Source organism: Microterricola gilva (genome assembly GCF_004217495.1).
Taxonomy (GTDB): Bacteria; Actinomycetota; Actinomycetes; order Actinomycetales; family Microbacteriaceae; genus Microterricola; species Microterricola gilva.
Window position 1 is genome coordinate 2,073,831 of sequence record NZ_SHLC01000001.1, and the last position, 23,277, is coordinate 2,097,107.

A 23,277-nucleotide genomic window follows, 5' to 3' on the forward strand; every position below is an offset into this window, starting at 1 on the left:
GACGGGCGCGGAAGGTTCGCGTGCGCGGCGCTCCGGGGTCAGGAGTTCGCAGCCTCGTACACGGGATTTCCGTCCATGACCGTCGTGCGGATGGGCAGGTGGAGCAGTTCGTCGGCCCCGACGTCGAGAGGGTTGTCCTCCCAGACGACGAAGTCGGCGCGGAAACCGGGGGCGATGACCCCGAGATCGCGGTCGCCCTGGGCCTCGGCGGCCCAGCGCGTGTATCCGAGCAGGGCCTCGAGGGGGGTGAGAACCTGGCCGGGATCGAAGACGGGGGCATCGGGGTTGCCCGGTTCGCGCCGCAGACGCGCCCAGGCCATGCCGATGCGGGAGTCGAGTTGCGCGACCGGCCAGTCGGAGCCGAGCGCGATCGGGGCGGCGGCGTCGATCATGTCGCGCACCCGCCAGCCGCGTGACGCGCGTTCCGGCCCGAGTCGGGCCGCCCAGAAGTCGCTGGCGTCGGCCTTGCGCCACTGCAGGTGCACGGGCTGCACGGATGCCGTGATGCCCGCCTCGCCCAGCCTGGCGACGTCGCGGTCCGTGACGAGCTCCAGATGCTCGATGCGGTGCGGGGCACCGCGCCGCGAGTGCACGCCCGCCTTGACGTACGCGTCGATGGTGGTGCCGACCGCCCGGTCGCCGATCGCATGGGTGGCGATCTGGAAGCCGGCGGCGCTGTAGCGCTGCACGACCCGTTCGAACTCGTCGGCATCCTGCCAGAACGAGACCAGGCCGTCGCCCTGCAGATCGGGCTCGTACAGCCAGCCGGTTCCGGTGTCGATGACGCCGTCGTTGAAGAGCTTGATGAGATCGCCGCGCCACCGTCTGCCGTGCCGTCCCAGCTGGGCGAGGTAGGACTGCGTGATCTCCTCGTCGAAGCCGGGGTTGTGGGCGAGGGCCGACACGATGCGCACCGGAAGCCCGTCCCGCGTGGCGTCGATCTCGTCGAGGAGGTCGAGTGAGGCGAGCTTGCCGTCCATGATGCAACCGCCGGTGATGCCGGTGGCCGCGAGGCCGCCGAGAATGCGCTGCACCTCGGCGACCGTCTGGGCGGTGGTGAGCTGGGGCGCAGTCTTCAGCACGATGTCGAAGGCGGAGTCCTCGCGGAGCTCGCCCGTCGGGCGGCCGGAGCCGTCGACGATGATCTCGGAGGTGTCGGTGAAGCGGCGCGCGCCGGTGATGCCGGCACGGGCGAGGGCGGCGGTGCTGGCGAGGGCGGTGTGACCGTCGAAGAACATCAGGAAGGCGGGGAGCCCGCCGACGGCGTCATCGATGGCCGCCGCCGTCATCGGCAGCGTGGTGAACACGTCGTAGTCGATGTTCCAGACCCGCACCCAGTCGCTGGACTCCTCGGAGCGGACCCGCGCGGCCTCGGCGCGCAGGAGCGCGAGGAACGCCTCCGGAGCCGTCACTCCCCCGGCATCCACGCCGACGGCGAGTTCTGTGCCCTGAATCGGGTGCATGTGGGCGTCGATGATGCCGGGGGTCGCGGTTCCGCCCCGGGCATCGAGGATGCGCGTCGATGCACCGCGGTACTCCGTCAGTGAGGACGCGTCTCCGACAGCGATGATCCGGCCGCCACGGACGGCGATGGCTTCGGCGAACGGCTGGCGTGGGTTGAGCGTGATGACGCGCGCATTGAAGAGAATGGTGTCGGCGAATACGCGATCCATACGCGGTGACCTTTCGGGATGGAACGGCATTTATTTAATGCCATTAAATAAGCTGGGCCTAAGCTACACCCGAGACGAATCGTGCACAATCCCGAGAGGCGAACATGGTGAGTTCCCCCCGCAGCGCCGGACGACCGCGCATCAGCGTACTGAGCGCGGAGCAGATCATCGACGCAGCCTTCGACCTGGTGCGAACCGCCGGTCCAAGCGGCTTCACGATGGCCGGCCTCGCGAGGGCGCTCTCCGTGCAGCCGCCTGCCCTGTACCACTACTTCGCCGGCAAGGACGAGGTCGTGCGTGCGATGCGCGGACGAATCGCAGACATGATCGACGTCAGCGGATTCACCGCCGGGCCGGCCGAGCGTTCCCCCGGTGCATTCAGCGACGCCGTGCTCCGATGGGCGCACTCCTACCGAGAGGCATTCCTCTCCTACCCGGCCGGCATCGCACTGCTCGCGACGACGGCGATCGACGGCCAGGAGCGGTCAGTGGCGAACTACGAGGCGATGACCGTCGCCTTCCTCGGGGACGGGTGGCCGGAGGCGATGATCGTCGACGCCATCGTGGTCATGGAGTCATACATCCTGGGCTCGGCCCTCGACGCGCTGGCCCCCGAGGACATCATGTCCCCCGGGGCCAGCGCAGCCGGTGCGCCGCACTTCGCGCGGGCGGAAGGTCTCCGCACCCGCAATGCCGCGGAGCGCGGCATCCGCACGAGCGACCAGGCCTTCTCGCTCGGAATCGGCGCGTTGCTGACCGGCCTTCGTTCAACGGCCGGACTGGCGTAGGGCCGACCGTCAGGACACGGCGGTCGGCGGTGCTCCGGGTGGGACGGCCGGCGTTCCGGCGTCCGTCTGCGGGTTCACCAGCACGTCGTCGAACGTCGCCTTCTCCTCCGCCGTGCGCTGGTCCCATGCTGGCCGGCGCAACGCATAGAAGATGAGCGGCGGCACGCCGAGCACGATCACCACGCCCCCGACCAGCACCGGGTACACCCAGCCCGGTGCACCTCCGCCGAAGCCGTCGGGCGGGATGAATCCCAGGCCGAACGCGGCGAGGCAGGCGAGGAACCCGATGCCAGCGATCAGGCTCATCGCCGGGACCCGGTAGGAGCGCACCACGTGGGGCTGTTTCGCACGGAGCCTGATGGCCGCGGCGAACATCATCATGTACATGACCAGGTAGAGCGCTGCGGCCATGTCGACGAGCAGGATGAACGCCGTGTTGATGTTCGGCACGAAGAGGAACAACGACGCGAGCAGCGTCACCACGATGCCCTGCACGGTGAGGATGCCGACCTGCACGCCCGCCTTGTTCCTCCGCTGCAGGAACACCGGCAGATATCCGCTGCGCGCGGCGGCGAGGAGCCCGCGTGACGGGCCGGCGATCCAGGTCACGACCGAGGCGAAGGCTCCGAGTGCGATGAGCAGCGACAGGACGGGCGTCAGCCAGGACACACCGAAGGCATCGAAATACGCCTTGAACGCGAGATTGATGCCGGTGGTGAGCCCGAGTTGATCGGACGGGACGACGAGTCCGATCGCAATCGTGGGCACGATGAAGATGCCGAGAATCAGGATCGACGCGATGAGGATGGTCTTCGGGTATTGCTTCCCCGGATTCTTCAGATCGTTGGCGTGCACCGCGTTGACCTCCATGCCCGCGTACGCGAGCACGTTGGACACGATGAGCACGATCGACGCCAGCCCCGTGAACGGCGGGATGACCGATGCGGCGGTGAGCGGGATCTGGCTCGGCTGACCGCTCGCGACCCAGAAGATGCCGAAGATGATCAGCAGCAGGCCGGGGAAGATCGTGCCAGCGAGGCCGCTCCAGGATCCCACCTTGGCGAACAGATTGCCGCCCTTCAGCGTGATGAAGGTCGAGAACCAGTACAGCACGAGGATGATGACCGCCGTGTAGAGGCCGGAGTTCGCCAGATTCGGGTCGAGGAACACGAAGGCGAGCGATGCGGCGATGAAGGCGATCTGCGTCGGGTACCAGACGACGTTCTGCACCCACTGCAGCCAGATCGCCTGGAATCCCCACCGTTCGCCGAAGGCCTCGCGCACCCAGGTGAAGACGCCGCCCTTCCATCCGGTGGCGAGTTCGGCCGCGACGAGTGCCGTCGGCACGAGAAACAGGATCGCGGGAATGATGAACAGCGTGATCGCGCCGAGGCCGAAGCCGGCCATGGCCGGCAGGCTGCGGAGCGATGCGACGGCGACGACGGTGAGGATCGCCAGCTGTGTGAGACTCATGAACTTGTTGGCCGTCGTGCCCGGCGATCCGATCGCCGGTTTGTGCGGCACCGCGCCGAACGGGTGTGGCTTCACGTGTTCCGGTGCCGGTGCGAGGGTTCCGTCAGCCCGCTTCGGAGCGGATGCCGAGGCTGCCGCCTTGTCATCGATGGAGGTCATCGCGCCCTCCTCAGTGCGTGAAGGAGGCCTTGAGGCCCTCGGTGGGCATCGGAGACTCGAGGCGGTCCAGGTACTCGACGGCCTCCTTGATGTCCTCAATCAGCGACTCCGCGAGGTTGCGGCTGAGCCCGTTGCGCACGACGACCCGCTGCACGGTGATGTTCGAGAGGTTGTCTGGCATCGGGTAGGCGGGCACGAGCCAGCCCTTGAGGCGCAGCCGCTCGGAGAGGTGGTACAGGTTCCATTTGTCGGTGTGACCCGGTTTCAGTTGCCAGGCGAACACCGGGATGTCCGTCCCGTCGTTCCACAGCTCGAATGCCGGCATCTTGGCGATCTCACTCGAGAGGAAGACCGCGACATCCTGCGAGGTCTTCTGGACCTTGTAGTAGCCGTCCCACCCGAGGCGGAGGAAGAGGTAGTACTGCAGGAGCACCTGCGCGCCCGGGCGGGAGAAGTTGAGGGCGAACGTCGGCATGTGGCCGCCGAGGTAGGTGACGTCGAAGACGAGGTCACTCGGCAGGTCGCCGACCGTGCGCCAGACAACCCAGCCGAGACCCGGGTAGACGAGACCGTACTTGTGGGCCGAGGTGCTGATCGAGACGACGCGTTCGACACGGAAGTCCCAGTCCAGATCGGGCTGCAGGAACGGGGCGATCATGCCGCCGGAGGCGCCGTCGACGTGGATCTTGACGTCGAGGCCGGTGTCGGCCTCGATCTTGTCGAGCGCGGCGGCGATCTGCGCGACCGGCTCATACATGCCCGTGTAGGTCACACCCATGATCGCGACGACACCGATCGTGTTCTCGTCGACGTACTTCTCCAGCTCGAAGCCGTCGAGCACCTTGTGGTCGTCGCTGATCGGAACGTAGCGCGCCTCGACATCCCAGTAGTTGCAGAACTTCTCCCAGCACACCTGCACTGCACTGGAGAGCACGAGGTTCGGTTTGTCCGTCGACTTGCCCGCGGCCTTGCGTGCGAGCTGCCAGCGCCGCTTCAGCGCGAGACCGCCGAGCATGCAGGCCTCGGAGGAACCGATCGTCGATGTGCCGATGGCCTTCTTTGCGTCCGGGGCGTTCCAGAGGCTGGCCAGCATGACCCAGCACCGCGTCTCGATCGCCGCGGTCTGCGGGTACTCGTCCTTGTCGATCATGTTCTTGTCGGCGGTCTCGGAGTAGAGCTTCGCGGCGTGCGGGTCCATCCACGTGCTCACGAATGTCGCCAGGTTCAGCCGGGCGTTGCCGTCGAGCATCGCCTCGTCGTGCACGATCTGATACGCGGTCTCGGCGAGGGACTCTTGGTCCGGCATCCGGTCCATCGGGAAGTCCGTTGCCTCCCCTGCTCTGGCGAAGATCGGATTGAGTTGATTCCGGTCACTTGTCCCTGTGAATGCATTCGGCGATTCGCCGGGCTTGATCTTCTTCATCTTCGGCTGCGAAACGGTCATCGGTCCTGCTCCTACCCCTGATTAAGCACTGGAGTGCACGAAGCGGAATGAGTGAAGCCGAGAAATTCCAGTCATCGGGCACGTCAACGAGTCCAGTGTGTCCCCCCTTGCGGGGTGGTGGCAAGTGAAATCGGAGAAGCCGTGGATAGCGTCCACAATCCGTCAGCTCCGATTGTGCTGCCGAGGGGCTACCGAGACGTCCCATCGGGAGTGCTCGCGGGCGAGGCGAGTTCCGCCTCGCCGGTGGGCGGAATGATGCGGAATTCCGGGACCCTCGAGACGAGCAGCCAGGCCGGGAGGATGATCAGGCAGAGCATCGGGAGCAGCGTGACGTCGGCCGGGACGGCGACCGCGACGAAGATGGCGAGCCATCCGTCGCGCCCGATGACCAGCACAACGCCGAGGATGCCGCATGCCACGGCGAGTCCGAGCGGCAGACTCGGGATCAACACGTGCCCGAGCATGCCCAGGGCAACACCGATGAACGCGGCCGGGAAGATGCGACCTCCGCGGAAGAGGGCACTGGCCGCCACGAGGAGCGCCAGGATCTTGATGCCCGCGATCCCGGCGAGCTGCGCGGCGTCGTAGCCGCTCGGGTCCTGCAGCAGTTCGCCAATCTGCTCCAGCCCCTTGAACATCGTGATCGGGCCGCCGATGAGGCCGAGGATGCCGAGCAGGAATCCACCGGTGAGCGCGATGAGGATCGGGTTTCGCAGCGCATGCAGTGTGCGCCAGAGAACGGGGAATGCGACGAGCGCGATGAGGCTGATGGCCACGGCGCCGCAGGCGACGAGCGAACCGGTGAGCAGATCGATCGCCTGCGGACTGCCGTAGGTCGGCAGGTTGAAGTCCATCGACGGCGCCCCCAGCAGGCGCATCGTGATCGCGCCGGAGCCCGCGGCGGCGATCGGGAGGAAGAGGCGGTCCCACAGCGAACCGCCGCCCTTCGCGGCAGCGAGGATTCCGGTGAAGAGCAGGGCGGCGGCGACCGGGGTGCCGAACAGCGCGCCCACCGTCGCTGCGCCGGCGATCAGAACAGCGATCTGCGGTGAGATGTTCGGGAGCAGGCGCGCGAACAGGGCGACCGCGATGCCGACGTTGATCGCGATGATCGGGTTCTCGGGGCCGAGACTGACGCCGCCAGCGAGGCTGAACACCGTCACCGCGGCCAGGCCGGGGAGTGTTCGCAGAGGCAGTGGCGGGGAGATCAGCTCGGTGGTCGCCGAATCGGGCCCGCCATGGCCGGGGAAGTAGCGGAGGCCAAGGCCAACCGCGAGCCCCGTCAGGGTGAGGATCAGCACGATCCACCACCCGTCGGGGTCGACCCCGAGCGCGCCGGGGAGCGTGTCCCAGAGCACGCCGCTCAGCAGATCGGCCAGCTCCTCGACGGCCCAGAGCAGCAGCGCGGCGAAGGCGCCGAGCAGGATCGCGGGAATCGCGAGGAGCAACATCTGGCGGGGTGACGCCTGGCCGTCGGTCGGCGTTCGCGCAAGACTCATCGTGGGCTCCTCCCGGAGGCGAAGCAGTGCGCCCGTGGGGCCCCGGTCCGCCCGTCATCCTCGATGATCGTATCGCCTGAGCTCAGCCCCAGACCAGTGCGGCGGCAGCGCGATTCGCTACGGCGTCGGCGGCGCCTGCCCGATGCTGAGCCAGCCGCTTGAGGAATCGCCCGGCCCGCCGGTACCGGAACCGTCGGTCCCATCCGACTTCATCGCCTGCAGCTGGCGCTCGATGTCGGCCCGTGATGCCAACTCGGCCAGCTGGCGCTCGATGTCGGCGTCCGGTGCTGCAGTCAGGTCCTGGAGGGCGCCGCTGGACAGCAGTTCGTCGGTGGCCTGCGCGCGCGCCTGCATCTGGGCGACACGATCACGCGCCCGGTCGAGGCTGACGCCGATATCGTTCATGTTCGCGCCGATCCCGGCAACGGCCTCATTCGCCCGAACCTGCGCCTCGGAGGCACTGTAGGTGGCCTTCATCGTCTCCTTCTCGATGCGGAAGGCGGCAATCTGCTCGGCCAGTCGACGCTCCCGCTCCTGCAGCTGCGACATCTGCTTCTGCAGTGAGTCGTGCTGCGCCTGCAGCTTCCCCACCTGGCTCTCCAGCGCGGCGCGGCGCTCGAGCGCGGCGCGAGCGAGATCCTCGCGCCCCTGCTCCATCGCTTCGCGGGCCTGGGCTCCCAGGCGCGCATAGCGCGCGCCCATCTCCTCGCCCTGCAGCTCGATGCGCTTCTTCGCCGTTGCGACCTCGGCGACGGCGTCACGCACCTGGTGGAGCAGCTTCACCTGCTGCTCGTAACTGTCGTCGAGGGCGTCGCGCGGGTCCTCCATGCGATTGAGCGCCTTGGACGTCTTGGTGCGGAAGATGGTGCGGATTCGTGCGGTGTTGTCGCTCATGACTGGACTCCTCTGCTCGGGAAGCGATCATCTGACTCGTATCGGGTTGTGGTCACGCCCCGGCGGTCGCCGCCATTCAGCTGCGCCAGTTCCACCAGTCCCGCGTGAAGGGCCGCCACCTCCAGATCGACCTCGGCACGGAGGGACGAGAGCGCTGCCCCGGTGGGGTCACCGAGCCCGGCGGCGACGGATGCCCGCATGTCGCGGACCATGTCGGAGATCTGGTCGACCGCCAGGCCGGCCGCCGGCAGTGCATCGCTCAGCGCGCCGGAATCCGTCTCGCTCTCCATCAGGTGCAACTGCGCGCGCAGGACGGTCGCCTCCGACTCGATGCGGCGGAACAACCGCGGAAGGTCGCCGCGGCGGCCGTTGCTGCGGATGGCGAGCTCGATCGCGGCCCGTCCGCTGTCGATCGCCTCGTCGAGTTGCGCCTGCAGCGCGAAGACCTGGCGTCGTGGCCCCCGGCTCAACTGGGCGCGACTCTTCAGAACCGCCCCGTTCACGGTGCGGCTGCGCCGGATGCGGCGGTACAGCATCCTCACGATCAGGAAGAACGTGATCACCGAGAGGGCGGCGATGGCGGCGAGTGAGATCAGCACCCCGAACAGGATGTCCATGTCTGCCACCTCCTGCACCTCGTCGTGAGCGTCGAATCCATGAGCTGCACCTCCGTGATGTCTCCGCCGCGGCACCAGCGCCGCAAACGCGATATAACTCAAGTTACGCTCGCATGCGCGCCAAGGAAAGAAGTCTCGACAGATCCTCAGCGACGGTTGATCATGTCCCCCACAGAAACCGGCCATGAAACCGGCGGTGTTTGCGGGTCAGAGGGCGTTCTCCGCGCTAGCCTGAGCTACCGGCACGCCCAGCATGCGCAGCCGCAGAGAAGCGGCCGCGATCGGTGACAGTCACGGTGCGTCGCCTGTGAAGCGTGCCCCTAACTGGAGGAAAGATAGAGCATGTCCAAGTACCGGGTGCAGAATCCTGCCACGGGCGAAGTTCTCGAAACGTTCGAGAACGCGACCGATGCGCAGATCGAAGAGGCGCTCTCCAGCGCCAACGCCGTGTACCTAGAGTGGCGCGAGCGCAGCGTGCAGGAGCGCGCCGCCGTCGTCAAACGAGTTGCCGAGCTCTTCGAGGAACGCAAGGAAGAACTTGCGCGTCTCATCGCGCTCGAGATGGGCAAGTCCATCACCGAGTCGATCGACGAGGTCGAGTTCGCGACATCCATCATCGACTACTACGCAGTGCACGGCCCGAGCCTGATCACCGACTACGAAATCCCGAGCACCATCCCGGGCAAGGCCTACATCGAACACCGCCCGGTCGGCGCGCTGCTCGGCGTCATGCCATGGAACTTCCCGTACTACCAGGTCGCCCGCTTCGCGGCGCCGAACCTCGTGCTCGGCAACACGATCCTGCTCAAGCACGCAGACATCTGCGCAGGCTCCGCCCTCGCCATCCAGGCGATCATGGAGGAGGCAGGAGTACCCGTCGGTGGGTACCAGAACGTCTTCGCGTCGCACGATCAGATCGCCACGATCATCGCGGACCCGCGCGTGCAGGGCGTCTCGCTCACCGGCTCCGAGCGTGCCGGTGCGATCATCGGCGCGCAGGCCGGCCGCAACCTCAAGAAGTGCGTACTCGAACTCGGCGGTATCGACCCGATGGTGGTACTCGACTCCGACGACATCGCTGCGGTGGCCAAGCAGGCATGGGACTTCCGCGTCTACAACGTCGGCCAGGTGTGCAACTCGAACAAGCGCCTGATCGTGATGGACGACATCTACGACGAGTTCGTCGCTGAGCTGAAGAAGCTCGCGACCGGCCTGGTGCCTGGCGACCAGTTCAACCTCGCAGAGGGCGAGTTCGTGGCCCTGTCGTCGCGTGCCGCGGCAGAGACCGTTCACGCTCAGGTGCAGAAGGCTGTGTCGGAGGGAGCGACGCTCGTGGCCGGCGGTGTTCTGTCCGACGGACCGAGCGCGTACTACTCGCCTGCCGTGCTGACCGACGTGCCCCGCGACTCTGAGTCGTACGGCGTGGAGATCTTCGGGCCGGTTGCGACCGTCTACAAGGTGTCGAGTGACGAGGAGGCCCTGGAGCTCGCGAACGACTGTGCGCTGGGCCTTGGCGGTTCCGTCTTCTCGACCGATGAGGCGCGCGCGGCGCGCGTTGCGTCGCAGCTGGAGGTCGGCATGTCGCACGTGAACACCATCGCAGCGGAGTCGGCCGAGCTGCCGTTCGGCGGCGTGAAGCAGTCCGGCTTCGGTCGTGAGATGGGGCCGATCGGCATCGGCGAGTTCGCTAACAAGCGACTGTTCTTCGTCTCCGCGTAAACCCGGAAGACAAGGACGCTCGAGGGCCGCAGGATTTCCTGCGGCCCTCGTTCGATTCTTCGCCCCGTCGTCGTGGTCGCTCGCCGCAACCGACAATAAGAATCGACCCCGATCACGCCTCGAGGGCGGGCACCAGACGGTCGAGGGCGTGAGCGACGCCCTCCTCGGCACACGAGAGCACAACGTCGTGGGCGATCGCACGAACGCTCTCGTGCGCGTTCGCCACCGCGTACGCCGTGCCCGCCCAGCCGAGCATCGCAATATCGTTCGGCATGTCGCCGAAAGCGATGACGTCGCGTGCAGGGATGCCGAGACGCTCGCAGAGCCGAGCCAGCGCCGAGGCCTTGGTGACTCCCGCCGCGCTGATCTCGGCGAGCCCTGGAACCGACCACGTCACCGTCGCCCTATCGCCGACAACGGCCGCTACCTGCGCCTGAAAGTCGTCGGAGTCCAACGCGGAGTGGCGAACGAGCAGCTTCGCCGCCGGCTGATCCCAGATCTCGGCCAGCGCCCCGCGCCGCACACTCGCACGTGCTGCGCCGAGCTCCGGATAGTCCGGGTCGAAGCGGATGCCGTCGGCGCACTCGATCGCGAAGGTCGCACCGGGGATCGCCGCCGCGATGGAGCGGCTGAGCTCCAGCCCGGGCTCCGCGTCGATCCCCGCGATCGAGATCACCCGTTGGGCGTGCGCGTCGAAGGTGATGGCGCCGTTCGAGACGATGGCGAGGCCGTGCTTGCCGATGTGCGGCCAGAACGGGCTCATCCAGCGCAGCGGCCGGCCGGTGACGAAGACCACCGGAACTCCGGCGTCATCCAACCGCCTCAACACCCGCGCGGTGAACTCCGGCACACTCATGCTCGCGTTGGGCACCAGCGTGCCGTCCAGGTCGGTCGCGACCAACACGGGCGCCACGAGCTTCGTCACGGGTTGATCACTCCTCAGTTCACAGAGTCGCTGACTGTTGTGGCACGGTGTGCGCGCGATCCGCGGTGGTCAGGGGGTGCGACCGTTGCGAGCAGGCGCTCGGCGACGATCAGATCGTCCGCCGTCCGCGAGATCAGCGTATCGACATCGTCGAAGGCGGTCATCCCGCGAATCAAAGCCACGAGCTGCAGCTCCACTCGCATCCCGTACAGGTCGCCGGAGAAGTCGTGGATGTGGGCCTCGACCCTGGTCTCCGTGACATCACCGAAGGTCGGGTTGTCACCGATGCTGGTGGTCGCCTGCCGCCACCGCGGCTCATCTCCGATGCGGGCCCACGCCGCGTACACGCCGTCTGCGCAGCCACTCGCGGGCACGTCGAGGTTCGCCGTCGGAAACCCGAGCGCGTTGCCGCGCCCGTCTCCGTGAATGACGATCCCGGACAGCCACGCGATGTGCGTTGTCATGCGCTGATTGAGCGGTAGCGGCTCTGGTGGAAGACGAGCGGCTCGACGTCGTCGAAGTGCGTCAGATCATCGATCGCCAGAATCACGATCGTGTGGTCGCCGGCCTCGATGGTCTGCTCGAGGTGGCAGCTGAGCCAGAGCGCCGCGCCGTCGAGGTGGATCGCACCGCCCTCCTCCGCTGCCCAGGACAGTGCACCGAAGCGGTCGCCGTCCCGCGCGGACAGCGAGCGGCTCACCTGTTCGTGGCCACTTCCGAGAACGCTCAGCCCCAGCGATGCCGACCGAGAGAGACCCGGCCAGGTGCGCGAGGTGTTCGCGACACTGATTGCCACGAGTGCGGGCTCCAGCGAGATCGAGGTGAAGGAGTTCACCGCCATTCCAATGGGTGTGACGCCATCGGAATCCAGTGCGCACACGGCCACCACGCCGGTTGGGAAGGTAGAGAACGCGCGCCGCAGGCGCACGTCCATTGCGATTTCAATCGAGTCGTTCCGGATCATCGTCGATCCCCCTTCGAGATTAGTCAAATTTGTCTAGATGAAAACTAACACGCCGCGAACTGGTTCATCAACAGATAGTGCCGCGAATTCCATAGCATGGAGCCATGCGCACATATACGACGTTGATGGTCCTCGGCGCGGTCAAGCAGTTCGAGCCCGTTCACGGCTACTTCCTGCGCCGCGAGCTTGCGACCTGGCATGCGGACGAGTGGGCCAACACGCGCCCCGGTTCGATCTACAACGCCCTGAAGTCGCTCGTCCGCGATGGCTACATCACCGAGGTCGACACCGAATCCGACGGCAGCTATCCGGCGCGCACCCGGTACAGCATCTCGGCAACGGGCGAGGTGGAGTTGCTCAGGATGCTGCGTGACACGCTCTGGGAGGTCGAGACCTTCGACACCAGGGCCGCCCTCGCCCTCACCTCGTTCATGTTCTTCCTCAGCAGGGAAGAGGTGGTTGCCGGCCTGGCGCATCGAATCAGCAAGATCGATGCGCTCGTCACTAGCAACAGCTTCCACATTGAGGACACGATGCGCTCGGAGACGACCCCGAAGTACGTGCGCGAGGTCTTCGAGCTGGCCTCGGCGAGGCTCCGCGCTGAGCAGCTCTGGGCCCAGCAGCTGGTCTCGCGGGTCAAGGCCGGCGAGTACGCGTTCGCCGGCGAGGCTGGCGCCGGCGGGAATGCCGGCGCCAGAGACGCGGAGACCCCGGCTACGCGCTGACCGGCTGGTCCACCAGCCGACGCACGGCCTCGTGGCTGAGCGCGGATGTCTGCGCGCCGCGGTGCTCGGCAACAACCGCCCCGGCGGCCGCCCCCTCGCGTGCGGCGGCCTCGAGGCTCGCGCCACGGGCCACCGCCGCCACGAAGCCACCGCAGAAGGCATCGCCCGCCCCCGTCGTATCGACCGGATCGATCGCGAATGCTGGCACCTCGATCACTCCCCCGCCACGCTCATAGACGGTCACGCCATCAGCACCGCGCGTGTACACGACCGTCACATGTGGCCGGAGTGCGTCCAGCCCTCCCAACGACGCCGCCTCGGTCTCGTTGACGATCAGGATGTCAACGTCTGGAAGCATCTCCCACGTGGCCGGGTGGGCGGGTGCCGCGTTCAGCACCGTGATGGCGCTGTACTGTCTCGCCTCACGGAGCGCGGTCGCCGCGATGTCCAGATTGATCTCGAGCTGGGTCAACACGACGCTCGCCCCGCGCACCGCCGAGGCGACATCCGAGGCGGCCAGCTGTGCGTTCGCTCCCTGAGCCACCACGATGCTGTTCTCGCCGCCCGGCAGTGAGAACACATAGGCGGCGCCGCTCGGACCTTCGGCGGTCGCGACATACTCGCCACTGATCTCGACGCTGGCAAGGGCGTCGCGCAAGAACTCCGCCTCAATGTCGGAGCCAACGGCTCCGCAGAAGCGCACGCTGGCACCGCATCGCGCCGCAGCAACCGCCTGGTTGAGCCCCTTGCCGCCCGGGTACAGGCCCAGGTTCGAGCCGAGCATGGTCTCGCCCGGTTGAGGTACGCGGGCGAGACCGAGGTAGCGGTCCGCGTTCAGGCTGCCGACGACGCAGACGGTTGCCGTAGTCATTACGCGACGGCCACCGTTGCCCGGTAGCGTGCAGCCGGGTGGTTGTCTGGCAGCGTTGGACGATCAGAGCCGACGAGCCGCTCCCGCAACGAGGCGCCGTTGCTCTCACCGACAACCCCGCGTTCGCGCAGAATGGGCAGGACCCGCTCGACGAAGTCGATCGTCGACCCCGGCTGGATCACCGGTGCGAGCAGGAAGCCGTCGAGGTCGGCGCCCTCGGCAAGCTCGATGATCCGGTCGGCGATCTCCTCCGGGCTGCCGACGAAGGCCTTCGATCCGGCGCCGTGCTCGTGCCAGTCCTTCAGCACATCGCCGACGGTCTTGCCGGCAAAGCGCGACACCTGCGACTGCGAGAGCTCGGTGTGCAGATCCGTCATCGGGGTCTGCGGGTCGTAGGACGAGAGGTCTAGACCGGTGAACCAGGCGTAGGACGCGACCGTCACGTCGGGAGTCTGCGAGTCGAGCACCCGCTGATAGAGGCGCTGAGCGTCCTCCTTCGTCTCGCCGACAACGCAACGGAACTCGGCCATCACCTTCACGGAGTCCGCGGTTCGACCGGCGTCGACGGCGGCGGCACGGATGGCGCGGCTGTGCTCGGCGAGCTGTTCGACCGAGCCACCACCGACGAACATGCACTCGCCGTGACGACCACCGAAGGTTCGCCCGGCGGGAGATGCCCCGGCCTGGAACAGCACGGGTGTGCCCTGGGGCGAGTACGCGGAGTTTCCGTAGCCCTCGCTCCTGAAGTAGGGGCCGTCATGCGAGATGGCGTGCACCTTTGCCGGGTCGGCGAAGTTGCCGTTCTTGTCCTTCGTCAGGGCGTCCGGTTCCCAGGCGCCCTCCCACAGCTTGTACACGAGCTCGACGAAGTCGTCGGCCATCGCATAGCGCTCGTCGTGCGCGACCATGGGGACTCCGAAGGCCTTGACGGCGGTGTCCGCCGTGCCCGTCGTCACGATGTTCCAACCGATTCGGCCGCCCGAGAGCTGGTCGAGGGTTGCCATGCGCCGTGCGAACGCGTACGGCTGCTCGAGGAGGGTCGAGCCGGTCATGACCACGCCGAGCGAGCTCGTGCGCGCCAGGATCGCGGAGGCGACGATGAACGGATCGAGGCGCGGCAGATCGAGTCCCTCGATCGAGGCCACGTCCGGCCGGACGCCGTCAACTTCGGCCCATCCCCAAGCGTCCGCGAGGAACAGAAAGTCCAGCCCGCCGTTCTCGCAGACCTCGGCGATCTTGGTCCAGTACTCGAGCGTGTCGTAGTTGACGCGTTCGTTGTCGGGGTGGCGCCAGGTTGCCCTGCCGGTGTCGTTGGCCTGTGCGTTCTCGAACAGTCCGAAGTGAAGCTGCTTCACGGTGTTTTCCTTTCTCTGGCCCCCTTCCCGAGGGCCGCACTACTTTGTTGGCCGCGCGCTATCGCGCGGTGACTTCTCCGTCGCTCCACCACAGGACGCGCTTGCGCACGATCGCGAGGACGACGATCAGCAGGATTCCCATCAGGCAGAGCATGAAGATGGCTGCCCAGGTGACCGGCAGGTTGGCTTGCGCCGCGGAGGTGGTCACGAGCGATCCGAGACCGGCCGCCGTGCCCGCGGCAACGAACTCGGCGACGGCCGCGCCGACGACGGCGAGCGGCAGGCTGATGCGCAATCCGGCGAAGAAGTACGGCATCGAGCTGGAGAATCGCAGATTGCGGAAGATCTCCCACCGGGTGGCGTGCAGCGTGCGGAACACGTCCATCGCCCGCGGGTCGACGCTGCGGAGCCCGGCGAGCGAGTTCACCAGCACCGGGAAGAACACCACGATTCCGGTCACGATGTACTTCGGCATCATGCCGAAGCCGAAGGCGACGACAAGCGCGGGGGCGATGGCGATGACCGGCGTGACCATGATGAGAATGATCAACGGCATGATTGCCCGCTCAACGATCTCGAACTCACTCATGATCACCGCGAGCAGGTAGCCGAGCAGAATCGCTGCTCCAGCTCCGACCACAACCTCCTGCAAGGTAATCAGGAAGTTCTGCCAGTACATGTCCGGATCCTCGAGCAGGCTTCCAGCCACCTCCCCGAGGGACGGCAGGATGTACGGGTTGGTGAAGGCGATGATCTGCCAGAGCACCGCCACGATCACGAACACGACCGCGGTCGGCCCCCACACGCGCGGGTTCAGCCAACGGGCGACGTTTCGCTGCGGCGCGCTCGCCCGAGCCTGCTGGGTGGCGATCGCCCGCGTTGCTGATACTTCGGTGCTAGACATGTGCTGCCTCCTGCATGACATCGGCGAGCCGGCTTCGCACATAGCCCTCGAGCTCGCGGAAGGCGTCACTCGCGTAGGCGTCTTCCGTGCGGGGACGGGGAAGGTTGACGTCGATGATCTCGGCGATCCGCCCTGGGCGCGCCGCCATCAGCACGATGCGGTCAGAGAGCACGATCGCTTCGGGCACCGAGTGCGTGACGAACATGACCGATTTGCGGTGGGTCTGCCAGAAGTCGAGCAGCCCGAGGCGCTGCTGGTCGCGGTTGATCTCGTCGAGCGCGGAGAACGGTTCGTCCATCAACAGCAGTGCCGGATCGAACGCGAACGCACGCGCGATCGCGACCCGCTGCTGCATGCCTCCTGAGAGCTGCTTGGGGAATTTCTCCAGAGCGTGACCGAGGCCGAACGAGGTCAAGAGCTCATCCGGGTCGCGCAGTGTTCGCCCGGCATTTGCGGCCGGGTTGATCTGCAGGGGCAGCTTGACGTTGTCGCGAACCGAACGCCACGGCAGGAGCGCGGGTGCCTGCGGCACCAGCCCGATGAGCTTGCGCTTCGTCGCCTCCAGGACGGAGTCCGTCCCGATCGTGACGGAGCCACCGTCTGCCTCCAGGAGGCCGGCGACCACCTTCAGCAGAGTCGATTTCCCGCACCCACTTGGGCCGATGACCGAGACGAACTCTCCAGGTGCAACGGTCAGGTTGACGTCATCCAGGGCGAGCATCTCCTGCCCGGGCCGGCCGAACTTCTTCACGAGATGGGAGATCTCGACGCCGTGCCCGTTCGCGGTCACGTTCTCGGCGACGATCGCGGTCACTTGGCGTCTCCGGGCCAGATCAGCTCACCGTCCGTGCCGTAGAGGTCCGCGACGATGTCGATGTCGATGATGTCCTCGACCGGAGGAATCTCCGTGACGGTTCCGAACTGCTTCACGATGTCGGAAGCGCCCTGCCACTGCGCAACTGTCTGCACGCCTGGAGCACCCGCCTGGCTGTCGCGCACCCACTGCGATTCGATCGCCCAGGTGCGTGCCTGCTGCTCACGCGGGAATGCCTTGCCCTGGCCACCCTCCTCGGCGAGCCTGGTGATGATGTCCACGCAGTCGTCCTCGTCGGCGAGGCAGTGCTCGAGCGCCTTGAGACTTGCACGCATGAAGCTGGATGCCGCTTCCGGGTGGTCCTTCAAAAACTGAGTGTTGGTCTCCATGACGTTGTAGGTGCCCGTCACGCCCAGGTCAGCCGGCAGGAACTGGGAGAACTCCTCCCCCATCGCCTCGAGGGTCGCGCACTGGTTGGATGCGTAGCCGACGACGGCGTCGACCTGGCCACGGAGCACGACGGTCGGGTCGTAGTTGGTCATCTTGATCAACTCGATCTGGTCGACGTCTGCGCCGGCGGCATCGAGCATCGCACCCGCGGTCGGCGTCAGGTTGATGAAGTAGCCGAGGGTCCCGCCTTCGAGGTCCTTCAGGCTCTTGATGTCCTTATTCGCGAAGATGCAGAACGGCGATGTGGTTCCGTACGTGGCGACGGCCGTCAGGTTCTTGCTGTTTGCTGCCGCCATGAGCACGTCCTCAGCGGAGCCGAGTTCCGTGAACTGCCCCTTGCCGGACGACACGAGCTGCTGGCCGTTGCCGCCTGCTGCGTTGATCTCCACGTCGAGGCAGAGGTCATCGAAGTAGCCGAGCTCGTCCGCGATGAACACGTCGAGCTGGCCGGCACTGGCCGAGTAGCCGTACCCGGAAATGTAGGTGATGGGACCGGCCTCAGCGTTGCGGTCACAGGCCGCCTTGCTGATCGCTGCCTCGTCATAGTCGGGTGTCGATCCTACGGTTGCACCACTGCAGCCGGCCAGTACGGTCACTCCAACGAGAACACTGACGAGGGCCGCAGCGCGACGCCCTCCCGATTTCGGATTGATCAAAATCATTCGCCTTTCGTCATTGATGGCTTGGTTTTCACGATAGTAGTCAAGTTTGATTGATTGCACAACGACTAGTCCAAGAGTCTGTGATTTCTCGGTGGCGATCAGGTCGTCGCGATCCACTACCCCATCTGCGCTTGCAGGCGGCACGCGGATGCTACGAAAAAGGGAGGCAAGCCAATGGCTCACCTCCCTCCTTCCTGCTGGTGACTACTGCACCGTCACCACCACGCGCGCGTTGACATCCGTGCCGGCGATGGAACCGGTGAAGGTGAACCATCCGGGCTTCGCGAGCTTGTCGGCCGGAACACTCTCCCAGTCGACGCCCACCGAGCCGGTCGAGCCGTCGCTGTACACCGCGTCAAGCTCGGCTGGCAGCTCAGGCTGCTGCCCGACGGCGGTGGTCACCGGCGGGGCGGAGGCCTCGACGATGCTCTTCACGCCCGCCGGTCCGAATGCGCTGAACTCCGCAAGCCCGACCTCCCCCTTCAGCGCCTGGTTATCGAAGGTGTTGTTCGGGTCGAGGGTGAACTTCAGCCACGATGTGGTCACGGGAGCATCCAGCTTGATGATGTTGTCAGGCTGGCCGTTCCACGCGATACCCGTGACGAGCTTGCTGCCGCCCTCCCACTCCAACAGTCCTTCCGCAATCTGATTGACCTCATGCCCACGATCGACCAGGTTGACCCGATCGATCTGCACCGGGCCGGAGAATTCCAGCTTGATCCACGGCGCGACATCCGTCTGCTTCGACGCCCAGGAGCTCGCCTTGTCGCTGTCGACGGCCTTGGATCCGACGTAGCGCGCGTCCTGATTGTCGCCGTTGGGGACACCGTTCGCGTCGCGCACCGACGAGACGGTCACGGTCGCCGAGCTCGCGATGTTCTCCCCGGTCGCGGTGAGCTGAACCGGATCCGAGGTGATCGTCTGGCCGCCGTAGGTGACGGAGACCCGCACGGTCGACTGGACGGCGCCTGTCACCGGTTCGGTCAACACGATGGTGTTGCTGCTTCCCACCTGCGCCAGCCTCGGGTCGCTGAACTCGAACGTCGTGGTCGTCTCTGCGGGATTCGCCGCGGCTCCTGTGTTGAGAGTCGTCTCCACCGTTGCCACGACTGGTTCACCCACTCGGATGACGCCGCCACTCAGCGAGAGCTGCACGCTCTGTGCGTAGCCAGGCAACGACAGGCGCCCGTCCGCATCCACTTCCACGTAGAAGAAGTCCATCGCACGGTAACCATCGAGGTTCGCGTTGACCGTGATCTTCGCCTGCCCCTTCGCGGCGCCGGTGATCAGCCCGTCGGCCGAGACCGACGCGACATCCACATTGTCGCTGAGGATGGAGACCGCGCTTTGCGGCACCGAGACCGCATCGCCCTGGAAGGACCGTCCGGCGATGTCCACCGTGGCGGTGCGCGCGTCGTCGCCGAGTTGCGGAGCCGCCTCGATGCCGGCCAGCCCGGTCATCTCGTGCGCGGCCTGGATTCGCACCTCGAGCAGGTCCACGGCCGCACCGGCCGAGCCGTCGGGGAACGCGACCCGCACGTGCTGGGCGACCCCGGTCAGCGGGTAGGAATTGAACGCGCCCCAGAACACGGAGCCGCTGGGTCCCGACGCGGAGTGCGCGTCGGTCCAGGTCTCGCCGTCGACGCTCGTCTGGATGACGATCGTCCTGGGCGTGTTCACATACTGCTGGCCGCCCTCGTTGAAAGCCAGATCGACGCTGGAGAGCTCGGTCGGGGCGGCGAGGTCGAACTGCGCCCAGGACGCACCATCGGCCGCCGCACTCCATCCGGAGCCCCGCGGGTGCCCGGCGTCGATGATGATGCCGTCGCTCAACGTCGTAGCAGCATCGGATGCGTCGCTGGTCGTGATCGTCGCGGAGGGTGCGACGTCACGGGTCGGCAGGAGATCGAAGAACACACGGTTGGTGGTGACGGTCTTCCCATCGAGCGCGGCTTCACCCCAGACAACCATGCGCGTCGCTTCAGTGACCTGTGGCGTGCTGAGCTTCCCCTTGGCGAAGCCGAAGCTGTTCACCTCGGTGATCGCGATCGGCTCGGTCTTCGTTCCACCGTCGAGGTCGACGACGCCCGCGTGCCACGTGACGTCGGCCGCATCCAGTCGGATCGACTGCCCCTTCGCCGAGCGGCCGTCGACTGTGTAGCCCAGATCGACGCCCTGCGTGAAGGTGCCGAACGTTTCCTTGCCCTCGATCCGCAGCACGGCGCTGCTCAGCTCTTCGCCGATGTAGGCGATGCCGTTGAGAACCGACACCGTGACCGTGGTGCTCTTCTTGACGCCCTCAGCCTTGACCGAGACCGTGACCTCGGCTGAGCCATCGGCACCGGGGGCGATCAGGCCGTCCTTGCCCACGGCAACGACCTTCTTGTCCGAGCTCTTGTATTTCACCTGGTCGAGCTCCGCCGGCAGCGCAGGGTAGGTCATGTAGCCACCGACCTCGAGCTGAAGCCGACCCTCGTCCAGAGCGTGCGCGTCGACGGTGACATCCGTCAGTGCGTACGTCCGCGCCTTGTTCCTGGTCTCGATCTTGATGATCGTGTCGACCGGGTCGACGCTCACATCCGAGAGGTCGAGCGCGAGTTCTTCGCCGTTCTGCGTGCTGCTGATCTTCGAGCCGTCGTTGAGCAGGGTGACGGAGGTCACCTTGTCGGTGATCCCGCCGACCGTCAGCTGCCCGTCCTGGATGGCGTCAAAGCCCTTCTTGCCGTCGGGACCCGCGATGATGTGCAGGTAGATGTTGTTGTCACGGTGCGTGGCGTAGCCCCACTGCGGGCCGGTGCTCGCGGTAGGGAATGCGAACTTCTCGGCGTTACCTAGACCGTCATCCTCATATCCATAGCCGGGGAGGAAGAACGGCGTCGTTCCTGAGACCGATTCGAGCAGGTTGATTCCCGGAGCCGGCGCGTACCAGTCTGCCAACTCGTCACGGATCTCGATGAACTCCTGGGCGCCCTTCGGATAGCGTGTCGCCATCTCCGTCGGTGAGTGCCAGTTCGGTCCGCGGCCGTCGTTCACGGTCTGGTCGTTGTTGTCGACGTATCCGCGACCCGCGTTCATGATCGTCTCTTGCGCCACGAGTCGGAAGTCGTCACGCTGCGGATAGTACGGCGAATCCTGGTTCCGGGTGCCGAGGATCTTCCATGGCTCCATCGGAGTCCGCTTCACAAGGTGGTTGGTCGCCGTGTTGGCGTAGATGTGGGATGCCTCGTCGGTGCGGATGTCGGGATCCCCGTATTCCTCGCCCCAGGCGTTGGAGTCGATCACCACGTCGGCGCTACGGTTGCGCACCGCGCTGTACATCACGTCGTAGTTCCCGCCCGGCATCGTCTGCGGGCCGTCGAAGTAGAGGTAACTGGGGTCGTATCGGTCAAGCAGGTCCTCGACGTTCTGCACGAACACGTCCGTGGAGAAGTGCTGAAGGCCGCCGCCCTCGGTGGCGTAGTACATGCCGACGTCCATACCGTAGCGGCGAATGGCGTCGACCATCGGCTTCAGGCCGTCGACAACGTTGCCGTCCTCTGCCTTGGGCAGGTACTTCTGGCGCTCGCCGGCTGGATCCGAGAACTTCGATGGCCAGTGGTAATTCTGTTGCAGTGCCTCGAGCGACACCATTGCAAGCCCTTGGGCCTTGGCACGCGCCGCCCACTGGTCGACGGAGTAGTTGGGGTCGACGAAGTAGTTGTAGATCGGCGCAGAGTGCGTGAGCGCGCTGACCCGCCCTTCCTCGAACTTTCGGTTCGGGCGATCCTGCACCGTGAGCGTGAACTGCTTCTTCGCCGTCGCGCCGGCACCGTCGGTCACCCGGAGGGTGAAGGTGTAGTCGCCGATGCGGGCGTCGGGGCTGATGATCCCCTTCGTGCTGGACAGGTCGACTGCGCCATCGACGAGCCCGTCTGCGATGGTGCCGTCCGGGTTCAGCTCGAGGCCCTTCGGGAGTTCTCCGTCGATCAGCTCCCAGGTGTAGCCGGGCTTTCCACCGCTCGCGAGGAACTGGAACGGCGATGCGGAGACGCCATAGCTATTGCCTGTGGTCGACTTGTTCCAGACATATGGCCACTCGAGGTAGCCGGTAGGCAGCGCGCCCTTCGGCAACGCACCCTTGTCGGCACCCTTGCTACTCAGGGGCTGAGTGTCGATGCGCAGTTTCTTGGATGGTCCGGCCACCGAGGTGAGGATGCCATCGACCCGGTTGCCGCTCGCGTCGCTGATGCGGCCGTAGAAGCCGAGATAGGCGACGTTCTGGTCCTTCGCGACCGGTACGCCGTTCGCGTTGAGGTCCTCGGTGTAGGTGTGCTCGATCTGCAGGAGAACCTTGTTCCATCCCGCCTTCAGCTGCACCTCTTGCCGGGTCAGGTCCTTCTGGACCTCGACCGGAGTGCTGGGGGCGGTGACACAGTTGTCGTTCACATACAGGCGGTACGAGCCGCTGGCACCGACGTTGACGAAGGCCTTCTTGGCTTCCGGGCTGTAGACGTAGCTGTGTGCGTAGACGAACTTGTTGCGCGTGTCCTCGCCCCTCTTCACCTCGAAGTAGCCGGACAGGTCCTGGTAGTCGTCGTAGTTGCGGTTGTATACCCGGTCGTCGAAGTACTCCCACGTGCTGGACTCGGCGGCGTCGCCGAGCGCACCGCCGACGACCGGCGTGATGGCTTCGCTGCCTTCCGCCGGCTCGGCACGCTGATAGACCTCGATCTCGGACAGCCCAGTGATGGCGGGGTACGGGGAGAGACCGGGATCGATGTCGATGGACATTGCCACGACATCGCGCAGGGTGCTCTCGTGTATGTAGGTGGTGGGCGAACTCGGAGCAGCGGAGGTGCTGGTCACACGCGGGGAGGTGACGACAGAGCCGTCTGCGAGCGTGAAGGTGATCTCGTAGTACTCGTTCACGTGCCGCGAATCGCCCCACTGCGCCAGCCGGACCTCGTTGAGCGCGATCGGCGACGCCCAGGTGAGCGTGACCCGCGGTGCCGAATCGTTCTCGGTGACCCACTGCTTGCGGAGGTTGCCATCGACGAGCTGTGCAGGTGGGTTCACGGTCATGGACGACGAAGCCGTCACCGTCGAGGTCGGCGCGAGGTTCTTGACCTCAGCAACCTCGCAGCCATAGATTCCATCGGCGACTGCCGAGTCGAACGGTCCGGACACCAGCCACGAGTTGATGAACGGGGCGGTGCCAGTGGCCTGCTGCGCAAGCGCAGGGCTGACGGATGCTCCGAAGACCATCGTGGTCGAGACCAGCGCGGCCGCGCCGAGGACCGCTAGTGGTTTATCGCGCAATAACTTCATTGTTGCTCCTTTGCGGTGTCGGTTCTTCAGCGAA

The 23,277-nt window shown here is 66.1% G+C and carries 18 protein-coding genes; 3 read left to right on the top strand and 15 right to left on the bottom strand.

From position 1 onward, the window contains the following. Positions 1 to 38 precede the first annotated feature (38 nt). Positions 39 to 1,673, bottom strand: a complete 1,635-nt coding sequence (locus EV379_RS09675; RefSeq protein ID WP_130505959.1) for an amidohydrolase — start codon at positions 1,671 to 1,673, stop codon at positions 39 to 41. A 107-nt stretch (positions 1,674 to 1,780) separates the two neighbouring features. Here EV379_RS09675 and EV379_RS09680 point away from each other — a divergent pair, with 107 nt between their 5' ends. Continuing rightward, on the top strand, positions 1,781 to 2,461 hold the full coding sequence (locus tag EV379_RS09680; RefSeq protein ID WP_165397341.1) for a TetR/AcrR family transcriptional regulator: 681 nt from the start codon (positions 1,781 to 1,783) through the stop codon (positions 2,459 to 2,461). A 9-nt stretch (positions 2,462 to 2,470) separates the two neighbouring features. Here EV379_RS09680 and gadC read toward each other — a convergent pair whose 3' ends face one another. From gadC to EV379_RS09705, 5 genes are all read right to left on the bottom strand, one after another. After that, positions 2,471 to 4,093 carry a glutamate/gamma-aminobutyrate antiporter GadC gene (gadC, locus tag EV379_RS09685; RefSeq protein ID WP_130505961.1) on the bottom strand — a complete coding sequence of 541 codons (1,623 nt, stop codon included), beginning with the start codon at positions 4,091 to 4,093 and terminating at the stop codon, positions 2,471 to 2,473. Between the two features lie 10 nt (positions 4,094 to 4,103). Continuing rightward, on the bottom strand, positions 4,104 to 5,516 hold the full coding sequence (gene gad / locus EV379_RS09690) for a glutamate decarboxylase (protein WP_242616472.1): 1,413 nt from the start codon (positions 5,514 to 5,516) through the stop codon (positions 4,104 to 4,106). 209 nt (positions 5,517 to 5,725) lie between these two features. After that, a complete protein-coding gene (locus tag EV379_RS09695) occupies positions 5,726 to 7,036 on the bottom strand; it encodes an ion channel protein (RefSeq protein WP_130505963.1) in 1,311 nt (436 codons plus the stop codon). Positions 7,037 to 7,153: 117 nt separating this feature from the next. Further along, positions 7,154 to 7,930, bottom strand: a complete 777-nt coding sequence (locus tag EV379_RS09700; RefSeq protein ID WP_130505964.1) for a PspA/IM30 family protein — start codon at positions 7,928 to 7,930, stop codon at positions 7,154 to 7,156. Further along, on the bottom strand, positions 7,927 to 8,556 hold the full coding sequence (locus EV379_RS09705; RefSeq protein WP_130505965.1) for a hypothetical protein: 630 nt from the start codon (positions 8,554 to 8,556) through the stop codon (positions 7,927 to 7,929). The genes EV379_RS09700 and EV379_RS09705 overlap by 4 nt, the downstream gene beginning before the upstream one ends. Positions 8,557 to 8,889: 333 nt before the next feature. On the opposite strand from EV379_RS09705, the gene EV379_RS09710 reads away from it, so the two are divergent. Next, positions 8,890 to 10,266 (top strand): NAD-dependent succinate-semialdehyde dehydrogenase, encoded by a 1,377-nt coding sequence (locus EV379_RS09710; protein WP_130505966.1) that lies wholly within the window; start codon positions 8,890 to 8,892, stop codon positions 10,264 to 10,266. Between the two features lie 112 nt (positions 10,267 to 10,378). On the opposite strand, the gene EV379_RS09715 is transcribed toward EV379_RS09710, so the two are convergent. Genes EV379_RS09715 through EV379_RS09725 form a run of 3 tightly spaced genes read right to left on the bottom strand, consistent with a single transcriptional unit; the run spans position 10,379 to position 12,155 of the window. Continuing rightward, positions 10,379 to 11,191: a Cof-type HAD-IIB family hydrolase gene (locus tag EV379_RS09715; protein WP_130505967.1), complete on the bottom strand. Its 813-nt coding sequence runs from the start codon at positions 11,189 to 11,191 to the stop codon at positions 10,379 to 10,381. Positions 11,192 to 11,205: 14 nt separating this feature from the next. Further along, positions 11,206 to 11,655 carry a riboflavin kinase gene (locus EV379_RS09720; RefSeq protein ID WP_130505968.1) on the bottom strand — a complete coding sequence of 150 codons (450 nt, stop codon included), beginning with the start codon at positions 11,653 to 11,655 and terminating at the stop codon, positions 11,206 to 11,208. Then, positions 11,652 to 12,155 (bottom strand): flavin reductase family protein, encoded by a 504-nt coding sequence (locus EV379_RS09725; RefSeq protein WP_130505969.1) that lies wholly within the window; start codon positions 12,153 to 12,155, stop codon positions 11,652 to 11,654. Before EV379_RS09725 ends, EV379_RS09720 begins: the two co-directional genes overlap by 4 nt. 104 nt (positions 12,156 to 12,259) lie before the next feature. On the opposite strand from EV379_RS09725, the gene EV379_RS09730 reads away from it, so the two are divergent. Further along, positions 12,260 to 12,880: a PadR family transcriptional regulator gene (locus tag EV379_RS09730; protein WP_130505970.1), complete on the top strand. Its 621-nt coding sequence runs from the start codon at positions 12,260 to 12,262 to the stop codon at positions 12,878 to 12,880. Here EV379_RS09730 and EV379_RS09735 read toward each other — a convergent pair. The 6 genes from EV379_RS09735 to EV379_RS09760 all read right to left on the bottom strand — a co-directional run bounded on the left by EV379_RS09735 (position 12,870) and on the right by EV379_RS09760 (position 23,243). Then, complete coding sequence (locus tag EV379_RS09735; RefSeq protein WP_130505971.1) at positions 12,870 to 13,751, bottom strand: ribokinase; 882 nt, start codon at positions 13,749 to 13,751, stop codon at positions 12,870 to 12,872. The genes EV379_RS09730 and EV379_RS09735 overlap by 11 nt on opposite strands. Next, complete coding sequence (locus EV379_RS09740; RefSeq protein WP_130505972.1) at positions 13,751 to 15,106, bottom strand: NtaA/DmoA family FMN-dependent monooxygenase; 1,356 nt, start codon at positions 15,104 to 15,106, stop codon at positions 13,751 to 13,753. The genes EV379_RS09735 and EV379_RS09740 overlap by 1 nt, the downstream gene beginning before the upstream one ends. A 58-nt stretch (positions 15,107 to 15,164) precedes the next feature. Further along, positions 15,165 to 16,010 (bottom strand): ABC transporter permease, encoded by an 846-nt coding sequence (locus EV379_RS09745; RefSeq protein WP_130505973.1) that lies wholly within the window; start codon positions 16,008 to 16,010, stop codon positions 15,165 to 15,167. Continuing rightward, the gene (locus tag EV379_RS09750; protein WP_242616309.1) at positions 16,003 to 16,824 is read right to left on the bottom strand and encodes an ABC transporter ATP-binding protein; all 822 of its coding nucleotides are present in this window, start codon (positions 16,822 to 16,824) and stop codon (positions 16,003 to 16,005) included. The genes EV379_RS09745 and EV379_RS09750 overlap by 8 nt, the downstream gene beginning before the upstream one ends. After that, on the bottom strand, positions 16,821 to 17,870 hold the full coding sequence (locus tag EV379_RS09755; protein WP_242616310.1) for an ABC transporter substrate-binding protein: 1,050 nt from the start codon (positions 17,868 to 17,870) through the stop codon (positions 16,821 to 16,823). The genes EV379_RS09750 and EV379_RS09755 overlap by 4 nt, the downstream gene beginning before the upstream one ends. A gap of 270 nt (positions 17,871 to 18,140) precedes the next feature. After that, complete coding sequence (locus EV379_RS09760) at positions 18,141 to 23,243, bottom strand: DUF7402 domain-containing protein (RefSeq protein WP_130505975.1); 5,103 nt, start codon at positions 23,241 to 23,243, stop codon at positions 18,141 to 18,143. Between the last annotated feature and the right edge of the window lie 34 nt (positions 23,244 to 23,277).